Here is an 18226-nt window from a genome sequence, read left to right as displayed (position 1 = left end):
CGGCCGCACTGGCCCCGTTTCAAATCCCGCTGACGGTCTGCTCGCGCCCTGGCGTTCACCGCCTTGCGCCTCGCGAGCTTCAACCCCACGGCGGTGGGCGCCGCCCACCCAGCTCAGCGCCACACCCAGCACCGTCCCGCTCATGCCCGGTCTTCCCCACCTGGTGCCTCACCAGCTTCAACCCCACGGCGGTGGGCGCCGCCCACCCAGCTCAGCGCGCACCCGGCCCCCTCCCGCTCGTAGCCGGTCTTCCACACCTTGCGCCTTGCGCATCAACCTCACGACCCTGGCGCCGCCACCGCCACCAGCCAAGCTCTGAGCCGCACCCGGCACGATCCCGCTCGTGCCCCGGTGTTCCCCACGTTGGGCCTCGCGAGCTTCAACCCCACTGCGGTGGAGACCGCCATCGCCGCGAGCCCAGCTCGACGCCACACCCCGGCACCGCTGGCGACGGGACCAGGCCGTCGTGCCAACCTCCCTCGCCGGCTCGGGGCCCCGCCGAAGTCGCGGGGCCCCGAGCGGCGTTCCTCAGTCCTCGTCCAGCTCGCTGATCCCCCAGCCGGCCGCCGCGGACAGGCCCTCGAGGTAGCCGATCGCCCGCTCGGTCTTCGGGTAGCGCCGGACCAGCTCCCAGAACTCGGCGTTGTGCGCCGCCACCCGCAGGTGCGCCAGCTCGTGCACCAGCACGTAATCCAGCACCCACGCGGGCACGTTCTGCAACCTGTCACTCACTCGGATCGTCCGGTCCGCCGGCGTGCATGAAGCCCACCTGGTGCGCATCGGCGGGACCCAGCGGACGCTCGCCGGCAACGCCTGCCGGTCGAGGTATCGCGCTGACAGCTGCGCGCACCGCGCGAGCAGTGCGGCATCCGATTCGCGCGCCGGAGACGCCCGCTTGGTCTCCGTGCGCTGGAGCTTGCGCTCCATCTCGGCCACCCAGTGTTTTTCCTCGGCTCGGCTCATGCTCGCCGGGATGAGCACCACGAGGGTGTCGCCGTCCCGGTACGCGCTGACCGTCCGCCTTCGTCGTGCACTACGCCGTACTTCGACCTTGAGCTGCGGGTTCGATGACTGCCCGGTGTTGTCCCGGTTCCTCAAAGAGGGCACCCGTGCGTTCGCCACCCGTCCACGGTAAAGCCAGGGGCCGACAACTCGGGAGAGCCGACTTCGAGAAGGCCCGAGTTATCCACATCATGGCCCACCTGTGGATAACTCGCGATCTTGGTTAGCGGATTCTTAGCCACCTTCCGTCACTCTGTGCTTCATGACGGACACAAGCACAAGTCAGCACACGGTCTTCCTGCCCGAACGTCCCTGGCTGCGGCCGGGCCTCGAAGTCTTCGACCGCGGTCCGGGCGAGGTCCAGTTCGGTCTCGACCCCAGGCACGCCATGGTCGCCAAGGACCTGCCGCCCGACCTGGTGGACGCTCTGCACCGCCTCGACGGCAGTCTCCGCCTGGAGAGCCTGCTCGCGCTCGCCAAGAGCGAACACGTCGAAATCCTCCGCGACATCGTCGCGAACCTGACCCGGCTCGGACTCGTCGAGGAAGCGTGGCCGCCGTCCGCCTACAACCGCGCCGCCAGCGAGGCCGGCCTGTGGTCCCTGTCGACCGGGCACCGTCACAGCGAGACCGTCGCCCGGCGCCGTCACAGCGCGGTCGTGCTGTTCGGCTCGGGGCGGCTGACGGTGGCTATCGCGGTGCTGCTCGCCACGGCGGGAGTGGGGCAGGTGTGCGTCGAGGCCGCGGGCAACGTCACCGAGCACGACACCGGCAGCGGCTACACCGACGCCGACATCGGCAGGTCCCGGTCCGCCGCGGCGGCTGACGCCGTGCGGCGGGCGAACCCCGCGACCGTGACCCGGCGTCTGCGCGACGGGCGGCTTCCGGAACTCGCCGTGCTCGCCGACGCCATCGTCCCCGCGCCCGAACTGGTCCGGCAGCTGATGCACGAGCGGGTGCCGCACTTGGCGGTGCGTGTGCGGGAAGGAATCGGGATCGTGGGGCCGCTCGTCGAACCCGGGCGGAGCAGCTGCCTGGCGTGTGCGGACCTCATCCGCCGCTCGATGGACGACCGCTGGCCCACGGTCGCGGGGCAGCTCGCCGGCCGCACCCAGCAGGCCGACCTGACCACGGTGCAGGCGACCGCCGCCCTGGCGACCGGTCAGGTGCTCCGGGCTCTCGGACCGGCCGACGGGGTTCCGCCCGGCTGGAACACGACGATGGAAATCGACCCCTACGACTGCACGGTCTACCACCGCCCGTGGCCGCCGAACCCGGCCTGCACCTGCGGGGCACGCCCGGAACCGCTGGTCAGCAACGCGCAAGCGCCGATGGCTGCGGAAGACATGGTCGACAAGGCACAATCGCAGGAGTGACCGACTTTCCCGAAGAGACCGACGACCGTGCCGATCCCGGGATTCCCCGCCGCACCGCCGCCCGCGCCGCGAAGCTCGCGAGCCTGCCGCTCGGAATCGCGGGGCGGGCGGTCGGCGGCTGGGGACGTCGGCTGACCGGTCAGAGCGCGGAAGAAGTCAACGCGAACCTGTCGGCGAAGGCTGCCGAGCAGCTGTTCGAGGTGCTCGGCACGCTCAAGGGCGGCGCGATGAAGTTCGGCCAGACCTTGAGCGTCTTCGAGGCGGCCGTGCCTGACGAGCTCGCCGCCCCATACCGGGACGCGCTGACCCGCCTCCAGGCCGCCGCGCCGCCGATGCCGGCCCGCCAGACCCGGCGTGTCCTGGCCGAGCAACTGGGCCGGTCGTGGGAGACGCGGTTCCGGGAGTTCGACGACGCCCCCACCGCGTCGGCCAGCATCGGTCAGGTGCACCGGGGGGTGTGGCACGACGGTCGCGAGGTGGCGGTCAAGGTCCAGTACCCCGGCGCCGACGAGGCGCTGCGCAGCGACCTGCGGCAGCTGCAGCGGTTCAGCAGGCTCTTCCAGGCGCTCCTGCCGGGCACCGAGGTCAAGCCGCTGCTTGCCGAACTGTCCGCGCGGATGGACGAGGAGCTTGACTACCGCGGCGAAGCCGACAGCCAGCGCGAGTTCGCGAAGGCCTTCGACGGCGACGACAAGGTGCTGGTGCCGAAGGTGGTCGCGAGCGCGCCGAAGGTGCTCGTGACGGAGTGGGTAACCGGCACCCCTCTCGCCAAGATCATCGCCGGCGCGGACGCGGAAACCCGCAACCACGTCGGCGCGCTCCTGGCCGAGTTCCACTTCTCGTCACCGGCCCGGACGAAGCTGCTGCATTCCGACCCGCATCCGGGCAACTTCATGTTGCTGGACGACGGCCGCCTCGCCGTGATCGACTTCGGCGCAGTGGCCCGTCTACCGCACGGCATCCCTCGCCAGTTGGGCGAGATGACCCGTCTTGCCCTCGATCACCGCTCCACCGAACTCATGGAGTTGCTGCGTTCCGCCGGCTTCATCCGGCCTGGCACGGACCTCAGCGCCGACGACGTTCTCGCCTACCTGGCCCCGTTCACCGAGCCGCTCGCCAACGAGCGCTTCCACTTCACGCGCCGCTGGATGCAACGCCAGGCGATGCGGGTCGGCGACACCCGTGGCCGCGATTTCCGCACCGGCCGGTCACTGAACCTCCCGCCGGAGTACCTGCTGATTCACCGCGTCACAGCAGGTTCGACGGGGATCCTGTGCCAGCTCGACGCGGAGATCCCAGCCCGGGCGATCGTGGAGCGCTGGCAGCCCGGCTTCGCCGACTGAGCCCCACCTCCTCTTTCGTTCCTCGTTCGGACGTCAGGGGTGCAGCGCTCTCGCGCGGGCCCCTGACGTCGCGGACATCGGCGCCCCGTCCATTGCGCTGAGCCCTCGTGTTTTCCTCACAACACAAGCCCTCTCTTGCCAATTTTGTGCCTCGCGCAAGGTATGCGCGCTAGTTCGGCCCGCACATCGCTTTGTCAGCTGTCACCTCCCCGTCTTCGTGTACCTGCCAGTGGGCGCAGTTTCCGTCGCCACGCGGACCGAGCTTCCGCGCAGCCTGTCCCCTGTCCTGCTTGTCCCGCCACAACACCCACCATGCCGCAAACTTCTGCCGACGTGGGTTCCGTGGGCCGTCAGGAGTGCCAGTTATCCACAATTTCTTCGATAACTGCATGAGATGACCAGTCGCACCACCGAGTTGTCCACAGTTCCCCGCAACGTCTTCCCCTGCCTCATTTCCAGCGCGACGCTGATCCCATGACCGAAACCATCAGCGCAACACCAGCGTGTGAGTCGGCGCCGGGCGAGGACGTCACCACCAGCCTGCGCCTGCGCCGAGCGGGCCTGAGCCAGCACGTCATCTCGTCCCGGTGCCGTCCGGGGGGCCCGTGGCGCAGGCTCCTACCAGGTGTGATCCTGTTGAGCAACCGAGAACCCAGCCGGGATCAACAACTCCGCGCGGCGATCTACCACGCCGGTCCGGACGCGGTGATCAGCGGCACGGATGCGTTGCAGGCTCAGGGCATTCCGCTGTCACCGTCCCGGCGCGTCCACGTCCTGATCCCGATCGGACGCCGGATCGCCTCGCACGAGTTCACCTGGCTCGACCGCACGTCCCGCGTCCCCGAGCCGGTCATGGTGGACGGGCTGCCGTTCGCTCCGCCCGCCCGCGCCACCGTCGATCTCGCCAGGCACGAGACCGATCCGGACAGGCTCAGGCGCCTGCTCACGCTGCCGGTCTACTACGGGCTCTGCAGCGCCGAACAGTTGCGTGACGAGGTCGACGCAGGCAACCAACGCGGAACATCCGCGGTGCGCCAAACCCTGCGCAGTCTGGGTTCTCTCCGCGACACCTATCAGCAGGGTGTGGCACGGGAACTGCTGGGCGGTGTCCCAGTACCGCCGCCGATCTGGAACGTGACCATCTGCGACTCGGCCGGACGCCGCCTTGGCGTGGTCGACGCCTGGTGGGATGAAGTCGCCCTGGGCTGGGTCCTTGATCCCGCCGCCACCTGCCCGGACCGTCCGGCAACGAGTCACCTGCCGCTCACCGGTGCCGGGGTGATGCTGGTCCACACCACCCCCAGCCGTCTGCGCGGTGACGCGATGGCAGTCGCGCGGGAACTCACGAGCGCGTTCGCCGCAGCAGCTCGCCGCAGGCGGCCGAGGGTCCAGGCGCTGAAGGAGGTGGCGGTATGACGAGCAGTCACCAGTATTCGGGTGGAAGCTTCCCCTCGATGTCACGGACGTGCTCACGAGCACATCGGGGACACAGCCAGCGCAGAGCACCGCCCTCACGGTCGCTGACCCACGCCAGTGTTTCCAGCGGATCCTCGTCGGGCTTCCGTCGAGTGCCGCAGCGGGAACAGGAAACCGGCTCGGTCATCGGCGCGATCCGAAGTGGACTGTCTGCGTTCCGAGCACGTAGATGTCCTCGCGGTTGCCCAGGAACTCGGGATCCGCTGGATCCAGGAGACGGCGCAGGACGTCCCGATCTTCCTGCGTCACCAGCTCGTCGCCGTCCGAGGCGAGCCAGGCGATGTGTTCGATCACGTAATTGCGAACGACCTCGCTGGGAGGGGCAGGCAGGTCGACAAGACGACTGAAAGAGCCGACTTGCTCCAATCCCGCTTTCCGGAGGGCGGTGTACCAGCCGTAGGGCATCCGGACCGAGCCCGGCATTCCGGCACGCATTTCTCCGAACGAATGGTCGCGGGCTGCCAGCAGACGGCGTTCCAAACCCGGTTCGCCGATGCCCAGATCCCAGGGCAGACAGTAGGTGGGCGGGCTCCCCTCAGCCAGGGCGAGCGTTCCGCCCGGCTTGAGAGCAGTGACCAGGCCGGCGATTCCGGCTTGCTGATCAGGGAGGTGATGCACCATCGAGGCGGCCCAGACCAGGTCCGCAGGCTGGAGGAGCTGAGCGAGGTCCACCGACGCGACGTCCGCTCGGATGCTCTCGATCGAGACATGCCCGGCGAACGCGGCGTTGGAAACAGCCTCGGGTCCGGGGTGGGCGCGACCCACAGTCGCAGCCACGGCACTCCCCGCCAGCTCGGCTTGCGCCTGCTCGAGTTCGACCTGTTGCTGTGCAGCTGAGGGCTCGCGTCGCGTACCGGCTGCAGGGCTCTCCAGGTCCACCCGACCAGGGTGTTCCGCATTCGCCCGCTCGATGGCCGCCCTGGCGGTGGCCTCGGCCACCTCGAGCAGCTCGGGAACGGCGTCGACGAGAACGAGGGTGCCTCCGCCGCGGCGGGCCAACTCCACGGCAAAGGCCGCACTCATCCCGCCAGCGCCACTACCTACGTCGACGATCACCGGCTGCGCGCCGACGCGATCGACCAGGCCGGCGGCGATTCCCGCGTGGGTTGCTGCATGAAGCTCGTCGGCACGGCGCAACGCCGGGATCCGCTCGGCCCAGTCGATGTGATCGTGCGTGTGTGCGGCCATACCGGTCATTCAACACCGGCGTACCGTCGCTCGCCGCCGTTTCGGATCGGCCGCCTGCCGGATGGTTGGTGCGTTTCGAGGCACATCGACGCGGCATGGAGCACACCGCCGCAGTGGTGGCTGGATGCGGCGAAGCTCCAGCCACCGCTGGGCAGTCATTGAGATGGATGCCCAACGGCGTCAGGCCCGGTGGTGTTCGAGAGCCTTCCTCGAACACCACCGGGCCAAGGAGCCGATGGGCGTGACGAACCGCTAGGAGCGGTGTCGGTGATCGGCTAGGCGCGATACCGGCCTGCGCGGCGGGAAGCCCAGCGCGCCACCCGGTCCCACCGGCGGGCGGCGCGCGCGTTGGTGCGCGCCGATCGCGGGCGGACGTCGTCGTGCAGGTCCTGTATTCGTGCTCTCGCCAGTTCTTCGTTGAGCAACATTCGGGTGATCTCCTTGGTCATGGGCGCGACCCCGGCGCGGGGGCGCGGCGTGCTCGGATGCTTCGTCCACGACACGGGAACGAAGGGGGCTTCAGTACTCATGCGGCTGCACTCTGCTGGTCAGTGCGGTTGCGGCGCTCGATGCGCTTCTCCGCGACGGGCGTTTCCACCGGATTCTTACGAGGACGTCCCCGCGGCCGCTTGCGCGCGACCACGGCACCGCGCTCGAAGATCTCGCCTCCCCAGACCCCCCAGGGCTCCCGCCGGGCGAGCGCGCCGGACAGGCACGCACTCCGGATCGGACATTCGGCGCACCGGCTCTTGGCCAGCTCCAGATCCGCCGGTGACTCCGCGAACCACAGATCGGCGTCGCCGGACCTGCAGGGCAGGTCGGCATCCGGCGAGGCCACGGCATCGAAAAGCTCACCGATTCCGGATCCCGAAAGGGCGAGTTCGTCGGGTAACGCCTTCTCTGACGCGAAGGCGATTGCCGATGACATTCCCGTTCTCCTTTGTGTAGTAACGGTTCTTCGGTTGTGAGGTGGTACAAAAACACGAGGGCCGCGGATCCGAAACTCGGTTCCGCGGCCCTCGTGAGCCTGTCTCCCTGACTGGGGTCAGAGTCTGAGCTCCGGTGGAGCCAGCGGAACGTGGAGTCGGGTCTGCTTGTCGGTCGGGACGTACGCCGGCTTGGCGGCGGACACACGGGTCCCGTCGAAGCGGTCACGCAGCCGGGCGAGGATCGGCAGAGCGACGTCGGCAGTGCCGACGCCCCAGCCGTTCGCGCAAGCCATCGCCGAACGGGCGAAGGGCAGAGCGATGCCAGGCTGCGTGACCGTCGTCGAAATGTTCACGTCCCAGCACCTCCTCTCGTCCTTCGCTCATCGCCGGCCGGCGACGGGCGTTCGCTTCGCGGGCGCTCTTCACCCGCTCATGCAGGCTATTGCCCCTGCCCGAGGTGGGGCAACTCATTTTTCGCAGAACTTTCCCGGACGACGAAGATCGTCCCTGAGCAGCGGTTCCGCCGCGCGAAGCGGCCCTTCGACGCGGTCAAGCGGTCCTGCCCCTGTCTGCCCTCACCACCACCGATGATCACTGTGACGAGAGCACCACTCAGTGCGATCGTTCCGGCGAGTCAGGTTAGCCAGTTCGGGGCGAGTGCGCGAGGTCTTTGCGCGGCACAGGCTGCTGACCGAGCTCACGGCCGCCCGGCGGAACGGCAGGCCACAGTTGCCCGGCGAACCCAGGCGACGCGACGAACCGGCGCGCTCCGCGAGGAACCGGCCGGAACAGCGAAATCCGCTACCCGGTGGTCTAGACGTCCCTAACGGGCCGATCGCTGAGGCGATCAACAGGGCTGGTGGCGGCCCGTGACCGCTGTGGATTCGGCCAGACCGGCACGGGGGTCGCCCGCCGGGCAACCGAGCACGACCGGCCGCCCCGGCACGCAACCGCCGCCCGACACGCAACCGCCGCCCGACACGCAACCGCCGCGCGACACGCAACTCCCGCCCGGCATGCAACTGGCGCCCGGCACGCAACTGGCGCCCGGCATGGCAAGTGCCATACGGAGCCGTCTCAGCAGGCGAGGGGCAGGAGTCGCGCCTTGGCGAGCGCGTTCGGCAGGAGCGGCAACGCCGCCGCACAACCGACCAGAAGCGGTGGCCCACCTGACAACCGACTGGCAACAGCCAGCCCACCAGATGCGGTCCCCCACCTCACAACCGACCGGCAACAGCCACCCCACCAGACAACCGACCAGAAGCGGTGGCCCACCTGACAACCGACTGGCAACCGCCAGCCCACCAGACAACCGACCGGAAGCGGTCCCCCACCTCACAACCGACCGGCAACAGCCACCCCACCAGACAACCGACCAGAAGCGGTGGCCCACCGGGACAACCGATCAGGCGTGCTCGCCGCGGAGGAGGGACAGGACCTCGTCGCCGAAGCGTTGCACCTTTGTCGGGCCGATGCCGGAGATCGAGACCAGGCCGCGCTGGTCGTCGGGGCGTTGTTCGGCTATCGCGACCAGCGTGGCGTCCGTGAAGACGACGAACGGCGGCACCTTCAGCTCGCGCGCTCGCTCGGCTCGCCACTCCTTCAGCCGCGTCAGCAAGCCCTCGTCGAGGTCGCTCGGGCAGCGGGCGCAGCGTCCCAGCTTCACCTCCAGCGTGTTCGCCAGCTGCTCGCCGCACATGCGGCAGGTCGGCTTCGTCCTCGTGGTCGCCGCGCGGCGGGGCACCCGCGCCGTCGGGTGTTCCTCCGGGATCAGGCCGTACAGGAACCGGCTGCGGCGGCGGTGCCGTCGCCCGCCCGGGTGGCGCGACAGCGACCACGACAACCACAGGTGCTCCCGCGCCCGCGTCACCCCGACATAAAAGAGCCTGCGCTCCTCCTCGATCGCCGCCTCGTCGCCGTCGGCGCGCTGGATCGGCATCGTGCCCTCGGCGAGCCCCACCAGGAACACCGCGTCCCACTCCAGGCCCTTCGCCGCGTGCAACGACGCCAGCGTCACCCCCTCGACCGTCGGCGGGTGCTGCGCGGCCGCGCGCTGCTCCAGCTCCGCGACGTACCGGCCCATCGACGCGCCCTCCACCGACGCCGCCAGCTCCTCGGCCAGCTCCACCAGCGCCAGCAGCGCGTCCCACCGCTCCTTCGCCGCCCCGCCCGACGGCGGCTGCTCCGTCAGGCCGACGCGAGCCAGCACCGAACGGACCGCCGTCACCAGATCACCCGCGGGCGGATCCGCCGCGGCCGTCCGGAGCGAGACCATCGCCTGCCGGATCTCCCGCCGCTCGAAGAACCGCTCACCGCCACGCACCAGGTATGGGATCTCCAGGTCCGTCAGCGCCTGCTCGTACACCTCCGACTGCGCGTTGACCCGGTACAGGATCGCGATCTCGCTCGCCGGCACACCCGCGTCCAGCAGCTGCCGCACCCGCCCGGCGACCGCGCCCGCCTCTGTCGGCTCGTCGTCGAACTCCGCGAACCGCGGCTCCGGGCCATCCGGCCGCTGCCCGATCAGCTTGAGCCGCGACCCCGCCGGCCGCCCCCGCGCGGCGCCGATCACCTTGTTCGCGAGCTCGACCACCTGCGGCGTGGACCGGTAGTCCCGCTCCAGCCGCACCACCGTCGCCTCCGGGAACCGCCGCGTGAAGTCCAGCAGCGGCCGCGGCGACGCCCCGCCGAACGAGTAGATGGTCTGGTTCGCGTCCCCGACCACCGTGATGTCGTCACGCCCACCGAGCCACGCGTCCAGCAGCCGCTGCTGCAACGGGGTGACGTCCTGGTACTCGTCGACGACGAAGCACCGGTACCGGTCGCGGAACTCGCGCGCGACGTCCGCGTTGTCCTCCAGCGCGGCCGTCGTGTGCAGCAGGAGGTCGTCGAAGTCGAGCATCCGCGCGGCGTTCTTGACCTCTTCGTACTTGCGGTACACCTCGGCCACCTGCGCGGCCTGCATCGGCGTGTCCCGCTGCAGCCGCGCGGCCTGCGCCGGGTAGTCCTCCGGGCTGATCAGCGACGCCTTCGCCCACTCGATCTCGCTCGCGATGTCCCGCAGGATCTCCGTGTCGGTGCTGACCCGCGAGCGCTGCGCCGCCTGGGCGACCAGCCGCAGCTTGCCGTCGAGCAGGTCCCACATCCGGTCGCCCACCACGCGCGGCCAGAAGTACCGCAGCTGCCGCCGCGCCGCCGCGTGGAACGTCAGCGCCTGGGCGCCGTCGACGCCCAGCGCGCGCAGCCTCGTCCGCATCTCCCCCGCCGCGCGTGCGGTGAACGTGACCGCGAGCACCTGACCTGCGGAAACGTGCCCGGACGCGATCAGGTGCGCGATGCGGTGGGTGATGGTGCGCGTCTTGCCGGTGCCCGCGCCGGCCAGGACGCAGACCGGCCCGCGCGGGGCTGCCGCGGCGGCACGCTGCTCGGGGTCCAGCCCGTCCAACAGGCCCGTCGGGGACTTGGTCACAGGTGCGCTAGCCACCCCGGCATCCTCGCAGAGGGGACCGACAGGATCGCGTCGCCCTGCCCGGCCGTATCCTGGTTCATATGGCGGGAAAGCAGGACAAAGAGGCTGCCAAGCAGGCCAAGCGGGAACGGCGCGCCGCGAGCAAGGCCCGGCGCGGTCAGATCTGGGAAGCGTTCAAGATGCAGCGCCGGGAGGACAAGGCGCTCATCCCGTGGATGCTCGGCGCGTTCCTGGTCGTGGCCGGCGTCTTCGTCGTGGTCGGGCTGCTGCTCGACATGCTGTGGGTCCTGTTGCCGCTGGGCATCGTCCTCGGCGTGCTCGCCGCGGTGATCATCTTCGGCCGCCGGGTGCAGCGCAACGTGTTCGCGAAGGCCGAGGGCCAGCCCGGAGCCGCGGGCTGGGCGCTGGACAACCTGCGCGGCCGCTGGAAGGTCACCCAGACGGTCGCCGCGACCACGCAGCTCGACGCCGTGCACCGCGTGCTCGGCGGCCCGGGTGTCGTGCTGGTCGGCGAGGGCGCGCCGCACCGCGTGCGGAACCTGATCACGCAGGAGAAGAAGCGCGTGGCCCGCCTGGTCGGCGACACCCCGATCTACGAGGTCGTCGTCGGCAACGAGGAGGGCCAGGTCCCGCTGCGCCGCCTGTCGAGCCACATGATGAAGCTGCCGCGCAACCTCCGCCCGGCGCAGGTCGACGCGCTGGAGGCGAAGCTCGCCGCGCTCGGCAACCGCGGTGGCGCCGCGATGCCGAAGGGCCCGATGCCGCAGGGCGCGAAGATGCGCAGCGTGCAGCGCGTCATCAAGCGCCGCTGACCCCCGGAGACGACGAAGGCCCCGACCACGCAGGTCGGGGCCTTCTCTCTTTGTCAGCGCATCCGGATGACGACGGTCCCGGTGAGGCGGTCGAGCCAGCTGCGGCCGTCGGCGTTGCGGATCGCGGCCGGGATGATCACGAAGGTGAGCGCCGCACGGACGATCGCCCTGGGCACCCCGACCATCCCGGCGCCGTCCAGACGGGCGACGCGGATGCCGGTCACGAACATGCCCGGGGTGAACCCGAAGAACGAGACCGGGATGATCGTGATGATCGCCCACACGGCGATCGCCCACAGGTTGTAGGACTGCATCGCGGCGGTGTCCTGCAGGTCGGGGCGCATGAAGAGGGAGGTCAGCAGGGACGCGGCGACCAGGTCGACGACCAGGCCGAGCAGGCGCGCGCCGCCGCCGGCCACGGCGCCGACCCCCTGTTCGGGGAGGCCCAGCCGTTCCCCTCGCCAGCGCGGGGGCTCCTCGGCGCCGAGCCGAGGTGCGGACAACCACTCACCGGTCCATCTCGCCACCCGACCAGGGTATGCCGGTGGCGTGCGCCACGTCCGCCCTGGTCTGCTGGGGGATATCGCCCAGCCCGTTAACCTCCGCGAAACATACGGGTGACGGTCGGGCAACACCGCGCTCTTAGCGTGAGCCGAAGAGAGTACTGCCCCCGGCAATGCGTATGAAGGAGTTACAGAGGGTGTCCACTACTCCAGACGATATCCAGCGTCTCATCGCAGATGAGGACGTGCAGTTCGTTGACGTCAGGTTCTGTGATCTGCCGGGTGTGATGCAGCACTTCACCGTCCCTGCGAAGGCGTTCGACGCGGACGCGTTCGAAGAGGGCCTGGCCTTCGACGGCTCCTCGGTGCGCGGCTTCCAGTCGATCCACGAGTCCGACATGCTGCTGCTGCCGGACCCGGAGACCGCGCGGATCGACCCGTTCCGCAAGGAGAAGACCCTCTCCATCAACTTCTTCGTGCACGACCCGTTCACCCGCGAGGCGTACAGCCGCGACCCGCGCAACATCGCGCGCAAGGCCGAGCAGTACATCGCCGAGTCCGGCGTCGCCGACACCGTGTTCTTCGGCCCCGAGGCCGAGTTCTACGTGTTCGACTCGGTGCGTTTCGACTCGCGTGAGAACGGCTCCTTCCACGAGATCGACTCGGTCGAGGGCTGGTGGAACACCGGCCGCGACGAAGAGGGCGGCAACCGCGGTTACAAGACCCGCTTCAAGGGCGGCTACTTCCCCGTCCCGCCGGTTGACCACTTCGCCGACCTGCGTGACGAGATCAGCCAGAAGCTGATCAACTCCGGCTTCACTCTCGAGCGCGCGCACCACGAGGTGGGCACCGCGGGCCAGGCCGAGATCAACTACAAGTTCAACACGCTGCTGCACGCTGCGGACGACCTGCAGCTGTTCAAGTACATCGTGAAGAACACCGCGTGGAACGCAGGCAAGACCGCGACGTTCATGCCGAAGCCGCTGTTCGGTGACAACGGTTCGGGCATGCACTGCCACCAGTCGCTGTGGAAGGACGGCCAGCCGCTGTTCTACGACGAGTCCGGTTACGCCGGCCTGTCGGACATGGCACGCCACTACATCGGCGGCATCCTGGCCCACGCCCCGTCGCTGCTGGCCTTCACCAACCCGACGGTGAACTCCTACCACCGCCTGGTGCCGGGCTTCGAGGCGCCGGTCAGCCTGGTGTACTCGCAGCGCAACCGCTCGGCCTGCGTCCGGATCCCGATCACCGGGTCCAACGCCAAGGCCAAGCGCATCGAGTTCCGGTGCCCGGACTCGTCCGGCAACCCGTACCTCGCGTTCGCCGCGATGATGATGGCCGGCCTGGACGGCATCAAGAACAAGATCGAGCCGCCGGAGCCGATCGACAAGGACCTGTACGAGCTTCCGCCGGAGGAGGCCAAGGACGTCAAGCAGGTCCCGGCGACCCTCGACGAGGTGCTGAACAACCTCGAGGCCGACCACGACTTCCTCACCGAGGGCGGCGTGTTCACCCCCGACGTCATCGAGACGTGGATCTCGCTGAAGCGCGAGACCGAGATCGACCCGCTGCGGCTGCGTCCGCACCCGTACGAGTTCGCGCTGTACTACGACGTGTGATTCGTACCGGGTAGAAACACCCTGAGCGCGCCGGCGGCGAGGAGCGGAAAACGCCCTCGCCGTCGGCGTTCGTTTTGGGCGGGGTTATTCGGCGGTGAGGACCGACATGTCCAGGCCGGCGCGTTCGCAGTGGCCGCGCGGGTCCTCGACCAGCTTGCGGCGCCCCAGGTCCATCAGCCCGAGCGTGCAGGTGATCTCGGCGGACAGGGTGCCGTCCGCCTTGTGGATGTTGTTGATCATCTGGAACGTCTTGCCGGTGCCGAACTTACCCTCGCAGCCCACGTGCACGGTCTCACCCGCGCGGATCTCCCTGCGGAAGACGATGTGCGACTCCAGCAGCACCGGCGCCAGGTTCTGCTCGCGCAGCGCCGCGCCCCCGGCCTGCTCGAACGCTTCGGTGCGGGCGACCTCGCCGTACGAGTGGTACACGGCGTGGTTGAGGTGGCCGAGCGTGTCCAGCTCGTAGTGCCTGACCTTGATCTCCACCCGGAACGGTTCGCGCTCAGTCACGGATCCACTGTAAAGCGGGACCAAGCTGCGGCGGGCTGGGACGTTCGCCACGTCAAGCCTCGTAGAAGAGCCTCTCGACGACGGCGTGCGCCCGCCGCGTGGTGCGGCGATAGGAGTCGAGGAACTCGCCCGGGTCGTCGTCGGCGCTCTGCCCGAGGATGCGCGCGACCGCGGCCAGGTCGCGGCCCGAGCTCGGCACCTGGTCGACGGCCTTGCCGCGGACCAGCATCGCCGCGTTGCGCACCCGGGTCGCGAGCAGCCAGGCCTCAGTGAGGGAGGCGGTGTCCTCCGGTTCGGCCAGGCCCGCCTCGGCCAGCGCGGCCAGCGCTCGCGGTGTCGAGGTGGTCCGCAGGTCCGGGACCTCGAACGCGTGCCGCAACTGGAAGAGCTGCACCGTCCACTCGACGTCGGCCAGCCCGCCCCGGCCCAGCTTGGTGTGCAGGGTCGGATCGGCTCCGCGCGGCATCCGCTCAGTGTCCACCCGCGCCTTCATCCGCCGCACCTCGCGGGCGCGGGACGCGTCCAGCCCGCCGTCGGGATAGCGGATCGGGTCGATCATCTCGATGAACCGCTCCCCCAGTTCCGCGTCACCGGCGACGAACCGGGCGCGCAGCAGCGCCTGCGTCTCCCAGACCTCGCCCCAGCGCGCGTAGTACGCCCGGTACGAGTCGAGCGTGCGCACCAGCGGACCGCCACGACCCTCCGGCCGCAGGTCGGCGTCGACCTGCAGGGGCGGGTCCGCGCTCGGGGCACCGAGCATCTTGCGCACCGTCTCGGCGACCGAGGACGCGTAGCGCACGGCGTCGCCGTCGGACACGCCCTCGGCGGGCTCGCAGACGAAGAGGACGTCGGCGTCCGAGCCGTAGCCCAGCTCGGCGCCACCCAGCCGGCCCATGCCGATCACGGCGATCTTCGCCGCCTCGCCACCCAGTTCGGCGCAGCGCTTGCGGATCGCCGCGGACAGCGCGCTCTGCAGCACGGCGACCCACACCGAGGACAGCGCCTCGCACACCTCGCGCACGTCCAGCAGGCCGAGCAGGTCGGCCGCGGCGACGCGCAGGATCTCGTGGCGCCGCAACGACCGGGCCGCCGCGACCGCCGCGTTGAGCCCGGGCTGCCGGCGCACGGTCGCCCGCAGCGACTTCGCCACCTCGGCGGGCGTCCGTCCGGTCAGCCGGGCGGGGTCGCCGAGCAGTTGCAGGACCTCGGGCGCGCGCACCAGCAGGTCCGGTACCAGCTTCGAGGTGCCGAGCAGGGACGCCAGCCGTTCGACGACCGCGCCCTCGTCTCGCAGCACCCGCAGGTACCACGGGGTGTCCTCCAGCGCCTCGGACACCTTCCGGTACGCGAGCAGCCCGCCGTCCGGGTCCGGGGTGTCGGCGAGCAGGTCGAGCAGGACGGGGAGCAGCGCCTTCTGGATGGCGGCCCGGCGTGAAACGCCGGAGGTGAGTGCGCGGATGTGCTGCAGCGCGCCGTCGGGCGCCGCGTAGCCGAGAGCCGCGAGACGTTGCGCGGCTTGCTTCGTGGTGAGGCGGAGGTCCTCAGTGGACACGCTGGCCACGGACTGCAGCAGCGGGCGGTAGAACAGCTTCTCGTGCAGACGACGGATCCGCTGATTGTGGCGGCGGAACTCGACGAGCAGGATCTCACCCTCGCCGCGGGCCATCTCGGGACGGATACCGATCGCCCGGCCGAGCACGCGCAGTTCGTCCGAGTCGTTGAAGTCCGGGAACAGGTGGGTGCGGCGCAGGCGGCGCAGCTGCAGCCGGTGCTCGACCGTCCGTAGGAACTCGTACGACATCTCCAGCTCGGCCGCGTCGCTGCGGCCGACGTAACCGCCCGAGCCGAGCGCCGTCAGTGCCTCGACGGTCGACGGCGACCGCAGGCTCGGATCGGCCCGGCCGTGGACGAGCTGGAGCAGCTGGACCGCGAACTCGACGTCCCGCAGGCCTCCGCGGCCGAGCTTCAGCTCACGCTCGGCCAGCTCGGACGGCACGTGCCCCTCGACCCGCCTGCGCATCTGCTGGACGTCGGCGACGAAGTTCTCCCGCTCGGCGGCCGACCACACCATGGAGGTGACCATCTCGGCGTACTGGTTGCCGAGTTCGGCGTCGCCGGCCACCGGGCGTGCCTTGAGGAGGGCCTGGAACTCCCAGGTGCGTGCCCACTTCGCGTAGTAGGCGGTGTGACCGTCGAGCGTGCGGACGAGGGCGCCCTGCTTGCCCTCGGGGCGGAGAGCGGCGTCGACCTCGAAGCACGCCTTGCCGACGATCCGCATCATCGTGCTGGCCAGACGGGTGGCGAGCTGCAGGTCGCCTTCGCCGACGAAGATGACGTCGACGTCGCTGACGTAGTTGAGTTCGCGGCCGCCGCACTTGCCCATGGCGATGACCGCCAGGCGGGTGTCGCCGAGTCCCTTGGGCGCCTGCTCGGCCTGCGCGATTTCGAGACCGGTGATCAGCGCCGCTTCGGCGAGGAGTGTGAGCTGCTGGGCGACTTCCGCGTAGCGGGGCCGGTCGAGCTTGCCCTCGACGAGGTGTCCGAGGTCGGTGCCGGCGATTTCGAGGAGCAGGCCGCGGTAGGCGGTGCGCAGGGCGTTCTCCGCCGGGGCGCCCGTCCGGATCTCGCCGTCCTCACGGACGGCATCGAGCATGGTGTCGGCGTAGCAGTCGGCGTCGGTGCACTTGTCGGCGGCGAGACGCGTCCACTCACCGGGGTGGCCGACGAGGAAGTCACCGAGCGCGCTCGACGTGCCGAGGACGCCGACCAGCCGGCCGCGCAGCGTGGGGTTGTCGCGCAGGGCGGCGGTCAGCTCGGGCCAGCCCTGCTCGTCGGTCTCCCGGATGCGGTCGAGGCTGCGCAGCGCCAGGTCGGGATCGGCGCTGCGGGACAGGGCGACGAGGATGTCCAGCGCGTCCGGGGCGGGCCCGGTGTCGGTCCACCAGCCGGCGGCGCGGAGGTGCTCCTCGGCGCGGTCGTCGGTGAAGCCGTAGCGCGCAGGGGATCCAGCCCCTCGTGACTGCTCTGCCATCAGGGTCCACCGTAACCGTGTCGGGCCGGTCGTTGTCGATCAAGTGAGCGGAAGGGATGCCGGTGGGGCGCTCTCGAGGGCACCTTCAGCCAGCCGGACGAACCTGGTGGCAAAGGGCTGCCAGGTCTCGGCGATGTCGGCGTGGTTGCGATCCAGGGTTTCGGTGTCGAACGCACTCGCCGGGCGGGTCGCCGCCATCGGGGGCGCCTCGCCGGCCCAGGCCTGGACGACCTGGGTGGTGGTCTCGATGTGGAATTGGATGCCGTAGGCGCTGCGGTGCAGCCGGAAGGCCTGGTTGGGGTACTTGGGAGCGGATGCGAGCAGGACGGCGCCGTGGGGCAGCTGGGTGATGACGTCCTCGTGGAAGTGCATGACGTCCTGCATGAGCGGGAGGTCGGCGAAGAGCGGATCGGTCCAGGCCGCGTCCTTCTTGGCGACGAGAGCCGCCCCGACCTCGGGACCGGAATCGCCGGGCTGGACGCGCCCACCGGTGGCGACCGCGAGAAGCTGAGCGCCGAGGCAGATCGCGAGCGTCGGCAGATTCGTGCGGGCCGCGGTCGCGAGGAGCGCCCGGACGTCGGCGAGCCAGGGGTGCTTGGTGTCGTCTTCGGCGTTCATGCCGCCGCCGAGGCAAACGAGGCCCTGGTACCCGTCGAGCGTGCCGGGGAGCGGGTCCTCGGGCAGACGCCGGAGGTCGAGTTCCGCGCCGGCGGCGGTGAGCCAGTCGCCGAGGGGCCCGATCGGATCGGACGGGTCGGGCTGCAGGACCAGGAGGCGCGTCATGCGTCCAGGATAAGGGCACAAAAACACCCAGGGGCTCGGGAGAACGTACTGTTCTCGACCGAGCCCCTGGGCTTATTTGTGAAGTTGTGTTCGGCGGTGTCCTACTCTCCCACACCCGCGGGGGTGCAGTACCATCGGCGCTGGCAGGCTTAGCTTCCGGGTTCGGAATGGGACCGGGCGTTT

At 70.0% G+C, this 18226-nt stretch carries 16 protein-coding genes and 1 rRNA gene; 5 read left to right on the top strand and 12 right to left on the bottom strand.

Annotated elements, in window-relative coordinates:
• Positions 1–528 precede the first annotated feature (528 nt).
• Positions 529–1098, bottom strand: coding sequence for a M48 family metallopeptidase (locus ABZ215_RS12455; protein ID WP_027935799.1), 570 nt, complete (start codon positions 1096–1098; stop codon positions 529–531).
• A gap of 166 nt (positions 1099–1264) precedes the next feature.
• Here ABZ215_RS12455 and ABZ215_RS12450 point away from each other — a divergent pair, with 166 nt between their 5' ends.
• The 3 genes from ABZ215_RS12450 to ABZ215_RS12440 all read left to right on the top strand — a co-directional run bounded on the left by ABZ215_RS12450 (position 1265) and on the right by ABZ215_RS12440 (position 5136).
• The gene (locus ABZ215_RS12450) at positions 1265–2377 is read left to right on the top strand and encodes a ThiF family adenylyltransferase (RefSeq protein WP_354949543.1); all 1113 of its coding nucleotides are present in this window, start codon (positions 1265–1267) and stop codon (positions 2375–2377) included.
• Entirely contained in the window at positions 2374–3720 is a 1347-nt protein-coding gene (locus ABZ215_RS12445) for an AarF/UbiB family protein (protein ID WP_020417593.1), read from the top strand. Before ABZ215_RS12450 ends, ABZ215_RS12445 begins: the two co-directional genes overlap by 4 nt.
• Positions 3721–4194: 474 nt before the next feature.
• Entirely contained in the window at positions 4195–5136 is a 942-nt protein-coding gene (locus ABZ215_RS12440; RefSeq protein WP_354949542.1) for a hypothetical protein, read from the top strand.
• Positions 5137–5143: 7 nt separating this feature from the next.
• Here the strand turns inward: ABZ215_RS12440 and ABZ215_RS12435 are convergent, their stop codons facing one another.
• The 6 genes from ABZ215_RS12435 to ABZ215_RS12410 form a co-directional block, all read right to left on the bottom strand.
• A complete protein-coding gene (locus tag ABZ215_RS12435; RefSeq protein WP_084506060.1) occupies positions 5144–5323 on the bottom strand; it encodes a hypothetical protein in 180 nt (59 codons plus the stop codon).
• The gene (locus tag ABZ215_RS12430; RefSeq protein WP_354949541.1) at positions 5320–6384 is read right to left on the bottom strand and encodes a class I SAM-dependent methyltransferase; all 1065 of its coding nucleotides are present in this window, start codon (positions 6382–6384) and stop codon (positions 5320–5322) included. The genes ABZ215_RS12435 and ABZ215_RS12430 overlap by 4 nt, the downstream gene beginning before the upstream one ends.
• 275 nt (positions 6385–6659) lie before the next feature.
• On the bottom strand, positions 6660–6833 hold the full coding sequence (locus ABZ215_RS12425) for a hypothetical protein (protein ID WP_237337538.1): 174 nt from the start codon (positions 6831–6833) through the stop codon (positions 6660–6662).
• Between the two features lie 77 nt (positions 6834–6910).
• A complete protein-coding gene (locus tag ABZ215_RS12420; RefSeq protein ID WP_020417590.1) occupies positions 6911–7312 on the bottom strand; it encodes a WhiB family transcriptional regulator in 402 nt (133 codons plus the stop codon).
• Between the two features lie 117 nt (positions 7313–7429).
• A complete protein-coding gene (locus ABZ215_RS12415) occupies positions 7430–7666 on the bottom strand; it encodes a hypothetical protein (RefSeq protein WP_354949540.1) in 237 nt (78 codons plus the stop codon).
• Between the two features lie 1052 nt (positions 7667–8718).
• On the bottom strand, positions 8719–10782 hold the full coding sequence (locus ABZ215_RS12410; protein WP_354949588.1) for an ATP-dependent DNA helicase UvrD2: 2064 nt from the start codon (positions 10780–10782) through the stop codon (positions 8719–8721).
• Positions 10783–10862: 80 nt separating this feature from the next.
• Here ABZ215_RS12410 and ABZ215_RS12405 point away from each other — a divergent pair, with 80 nt between their 5' ends.
• Positions 10863–11594 carry a DUF4191 domain-containing protein gene (locus tag ABZ215_RS12405; RefSeq protein ID WP_354949539.1) on the top strand — a complete coding sequence of 244 codons (732 nt, stop codon included), beginning with the start codon at positions 10863–10865 and terminating at the stop codon, positions 11592–11594.
• A 53-nt stretch (positions 11595–11647) separates the two neighbouring features.
• Here the strand turns inward: ABZ215_RS12405 and ABZ215_RS12400 are convergent, their stop codons facing one another.
• Positions 11648–12121 (bottom strand): RDD family protein, encoded by a 474-nt coding sequence (locus tag ABZ215_RS12400; protein ID WP_354949538.1) that lies wholly within the window; start codon positions 12119–12121, stop codon positions 11648–11650.
• Positions 12122–12294: 173 nt separating this feature from the next.
• Here ABZ215_RS12400 and glnA point away from each other — a divergent pair, with 173 nt between their 5' ends.
• Positions 12295–13719: a type I glutamate--ammonia ligase gene (glnA, locus tag ABZ215_RS12395; protein ID WP_027932281.1), complete on the top strand. Its 1425-nt coding sequence runs from the start codon at positions 12295–12297 to the stop codon at positions 13717–13719.
• Between the two features lie 84 nt (positions 13720–13803).
• Here glnA and ABZ215_RS12390 read toward each other — a convergent pair whose 3' ends face one another.
• The 4 genes from ABZ215_RS12390 to rrf all read right to left on the bottom strand — a co-directional run.
• Complete coding sequence (locus ABZ215_RS12390; RefSeq protein ID WP_354949537.1) at positions 13804–14229, bottom strand: acyl-CoA thioesterase; 426 nt, start codon at positions 14227–14229, stop codon at positions 13804–13806.
• A gap of 52 nt (positions 14230–14281) precedes the next feature.
• Positions 14282–17260: a bifunctional [glutamine synthetase] adenylyltransferase/[glutamine synthetase]-adenylyl-L-tyrosine phosphorylase gene (locus ABZ215_RS12385; RefSeq protein WP_354949536.1), complete on the bottom strand. Its 2979-nt coding sequence runs from the start codon at positions 17258–17260 to the stop codon at positions 14282–14284.
• A gap of 39 nt (positions 17261–17299) precedes the next feature.
• Positions 17300–18043: a type 1 glutamine amidotransferase gene (locus ABZ215_RS12380; protein ID WP_354949535.1), complete on the bottom strand. Its 744-nt coding sequence runs from the start codon at positions 18041–18043 to the stop codon at positions 17300–17302.
• Between the two features lie 88 nt (positions 18044–18131).
• A 5S ribosomal RNA gene (gene rrf, locus ABZ215_RS12375) occupies positions 18132–18226 on the bottom strand; the annotation flags it as partial.

It is taken from the genome of Amycolatopsis sp. NPDC006131, from assembly GCF_040614175.1.
In the GTDB taxonomy this organism is placed as follows: domain Bacteria; phylum Actinomycetota; class Actinomycetes; order Mycobacteriales; family Pseudonocardiaceae; genus Amycolatopsis_E; species Amycolatopsis_E tucumanensis.
The sequence above is the reverse complement of the archived record's forward strand: the minus strand, read 5'-3'. Positions and strand labels throughout refer to the sequence as shown.

Excerpts from the sequence above, each read along its gene's own strand:
- ABZ215_RS12450 (WP_354949543.1), top strand. The coding sequence starts at position 1,265 with ATGACGGACACAAGCACAAGTCAGCACACGGTCTTCCTGCCCGAACGT.
- ABZ215_RS12440 (WP_354949542.1), top strand. The coding sequence starts at position 4,195 with ATGACCGAAACCATCAGCGCAACACCAGCGTGTGAGTCGGCGCCGGGC.
- ABZ215_RS12435 (WP_084506060.1), bottom strand. The coding sequence starts at position 5,323 with ATGACCGAGCCGGTTTCCTGTTCCCGCTGCGGCACTCGACGGAAGCCC.
- ABZ215_RS12430 (WP_354949541.1), bottom strand. The coding sequence starts at position 6,384 with ATGGCCGCACACACGCACGATCACATCGACTGGGCCGAGCGGATCCCG.
- ABZ215_RS12425 (WP_237337538.1), bottom strand. The coding sequence starts at position 6,833 with ATGACCAAGGAGATCACCCGAATGTTGCTCAACGAAGAACTGGCGAGA.
- ABZ215_RS12420 (WP_020417590.1), bottom strand. The coding sequence starts at position 7,312 with ATGTCATCGGCAATCGCCTTCGCGTCAGAGAAGGCGTTACCCGACGAA.
- ABZ215_RS12405 (WP_354949539.1), top strand. The coding sequence starts at position 10,863 with ATGGCGGGAAAGCAGGACAAAGAGGCTGCCAAGCAGGCCAAGCGGGAA.
- ABZ215_RS12385 (WP_354949536.1), bottom strand. The coding sequence starts at position 17,260 with ATGGCAGAGCAGTCACGAGGGGCTGGATCCCCTGCGCGCTACGGCTTC.
- ABZ215_RS12380 (WP_354949535.1), bottom strand. The coding sequence starts at position 18,043 with ATGACGCGCCTCCTGGTCCTGCAGCCCGACCCGTCCGATCCGATCGGG.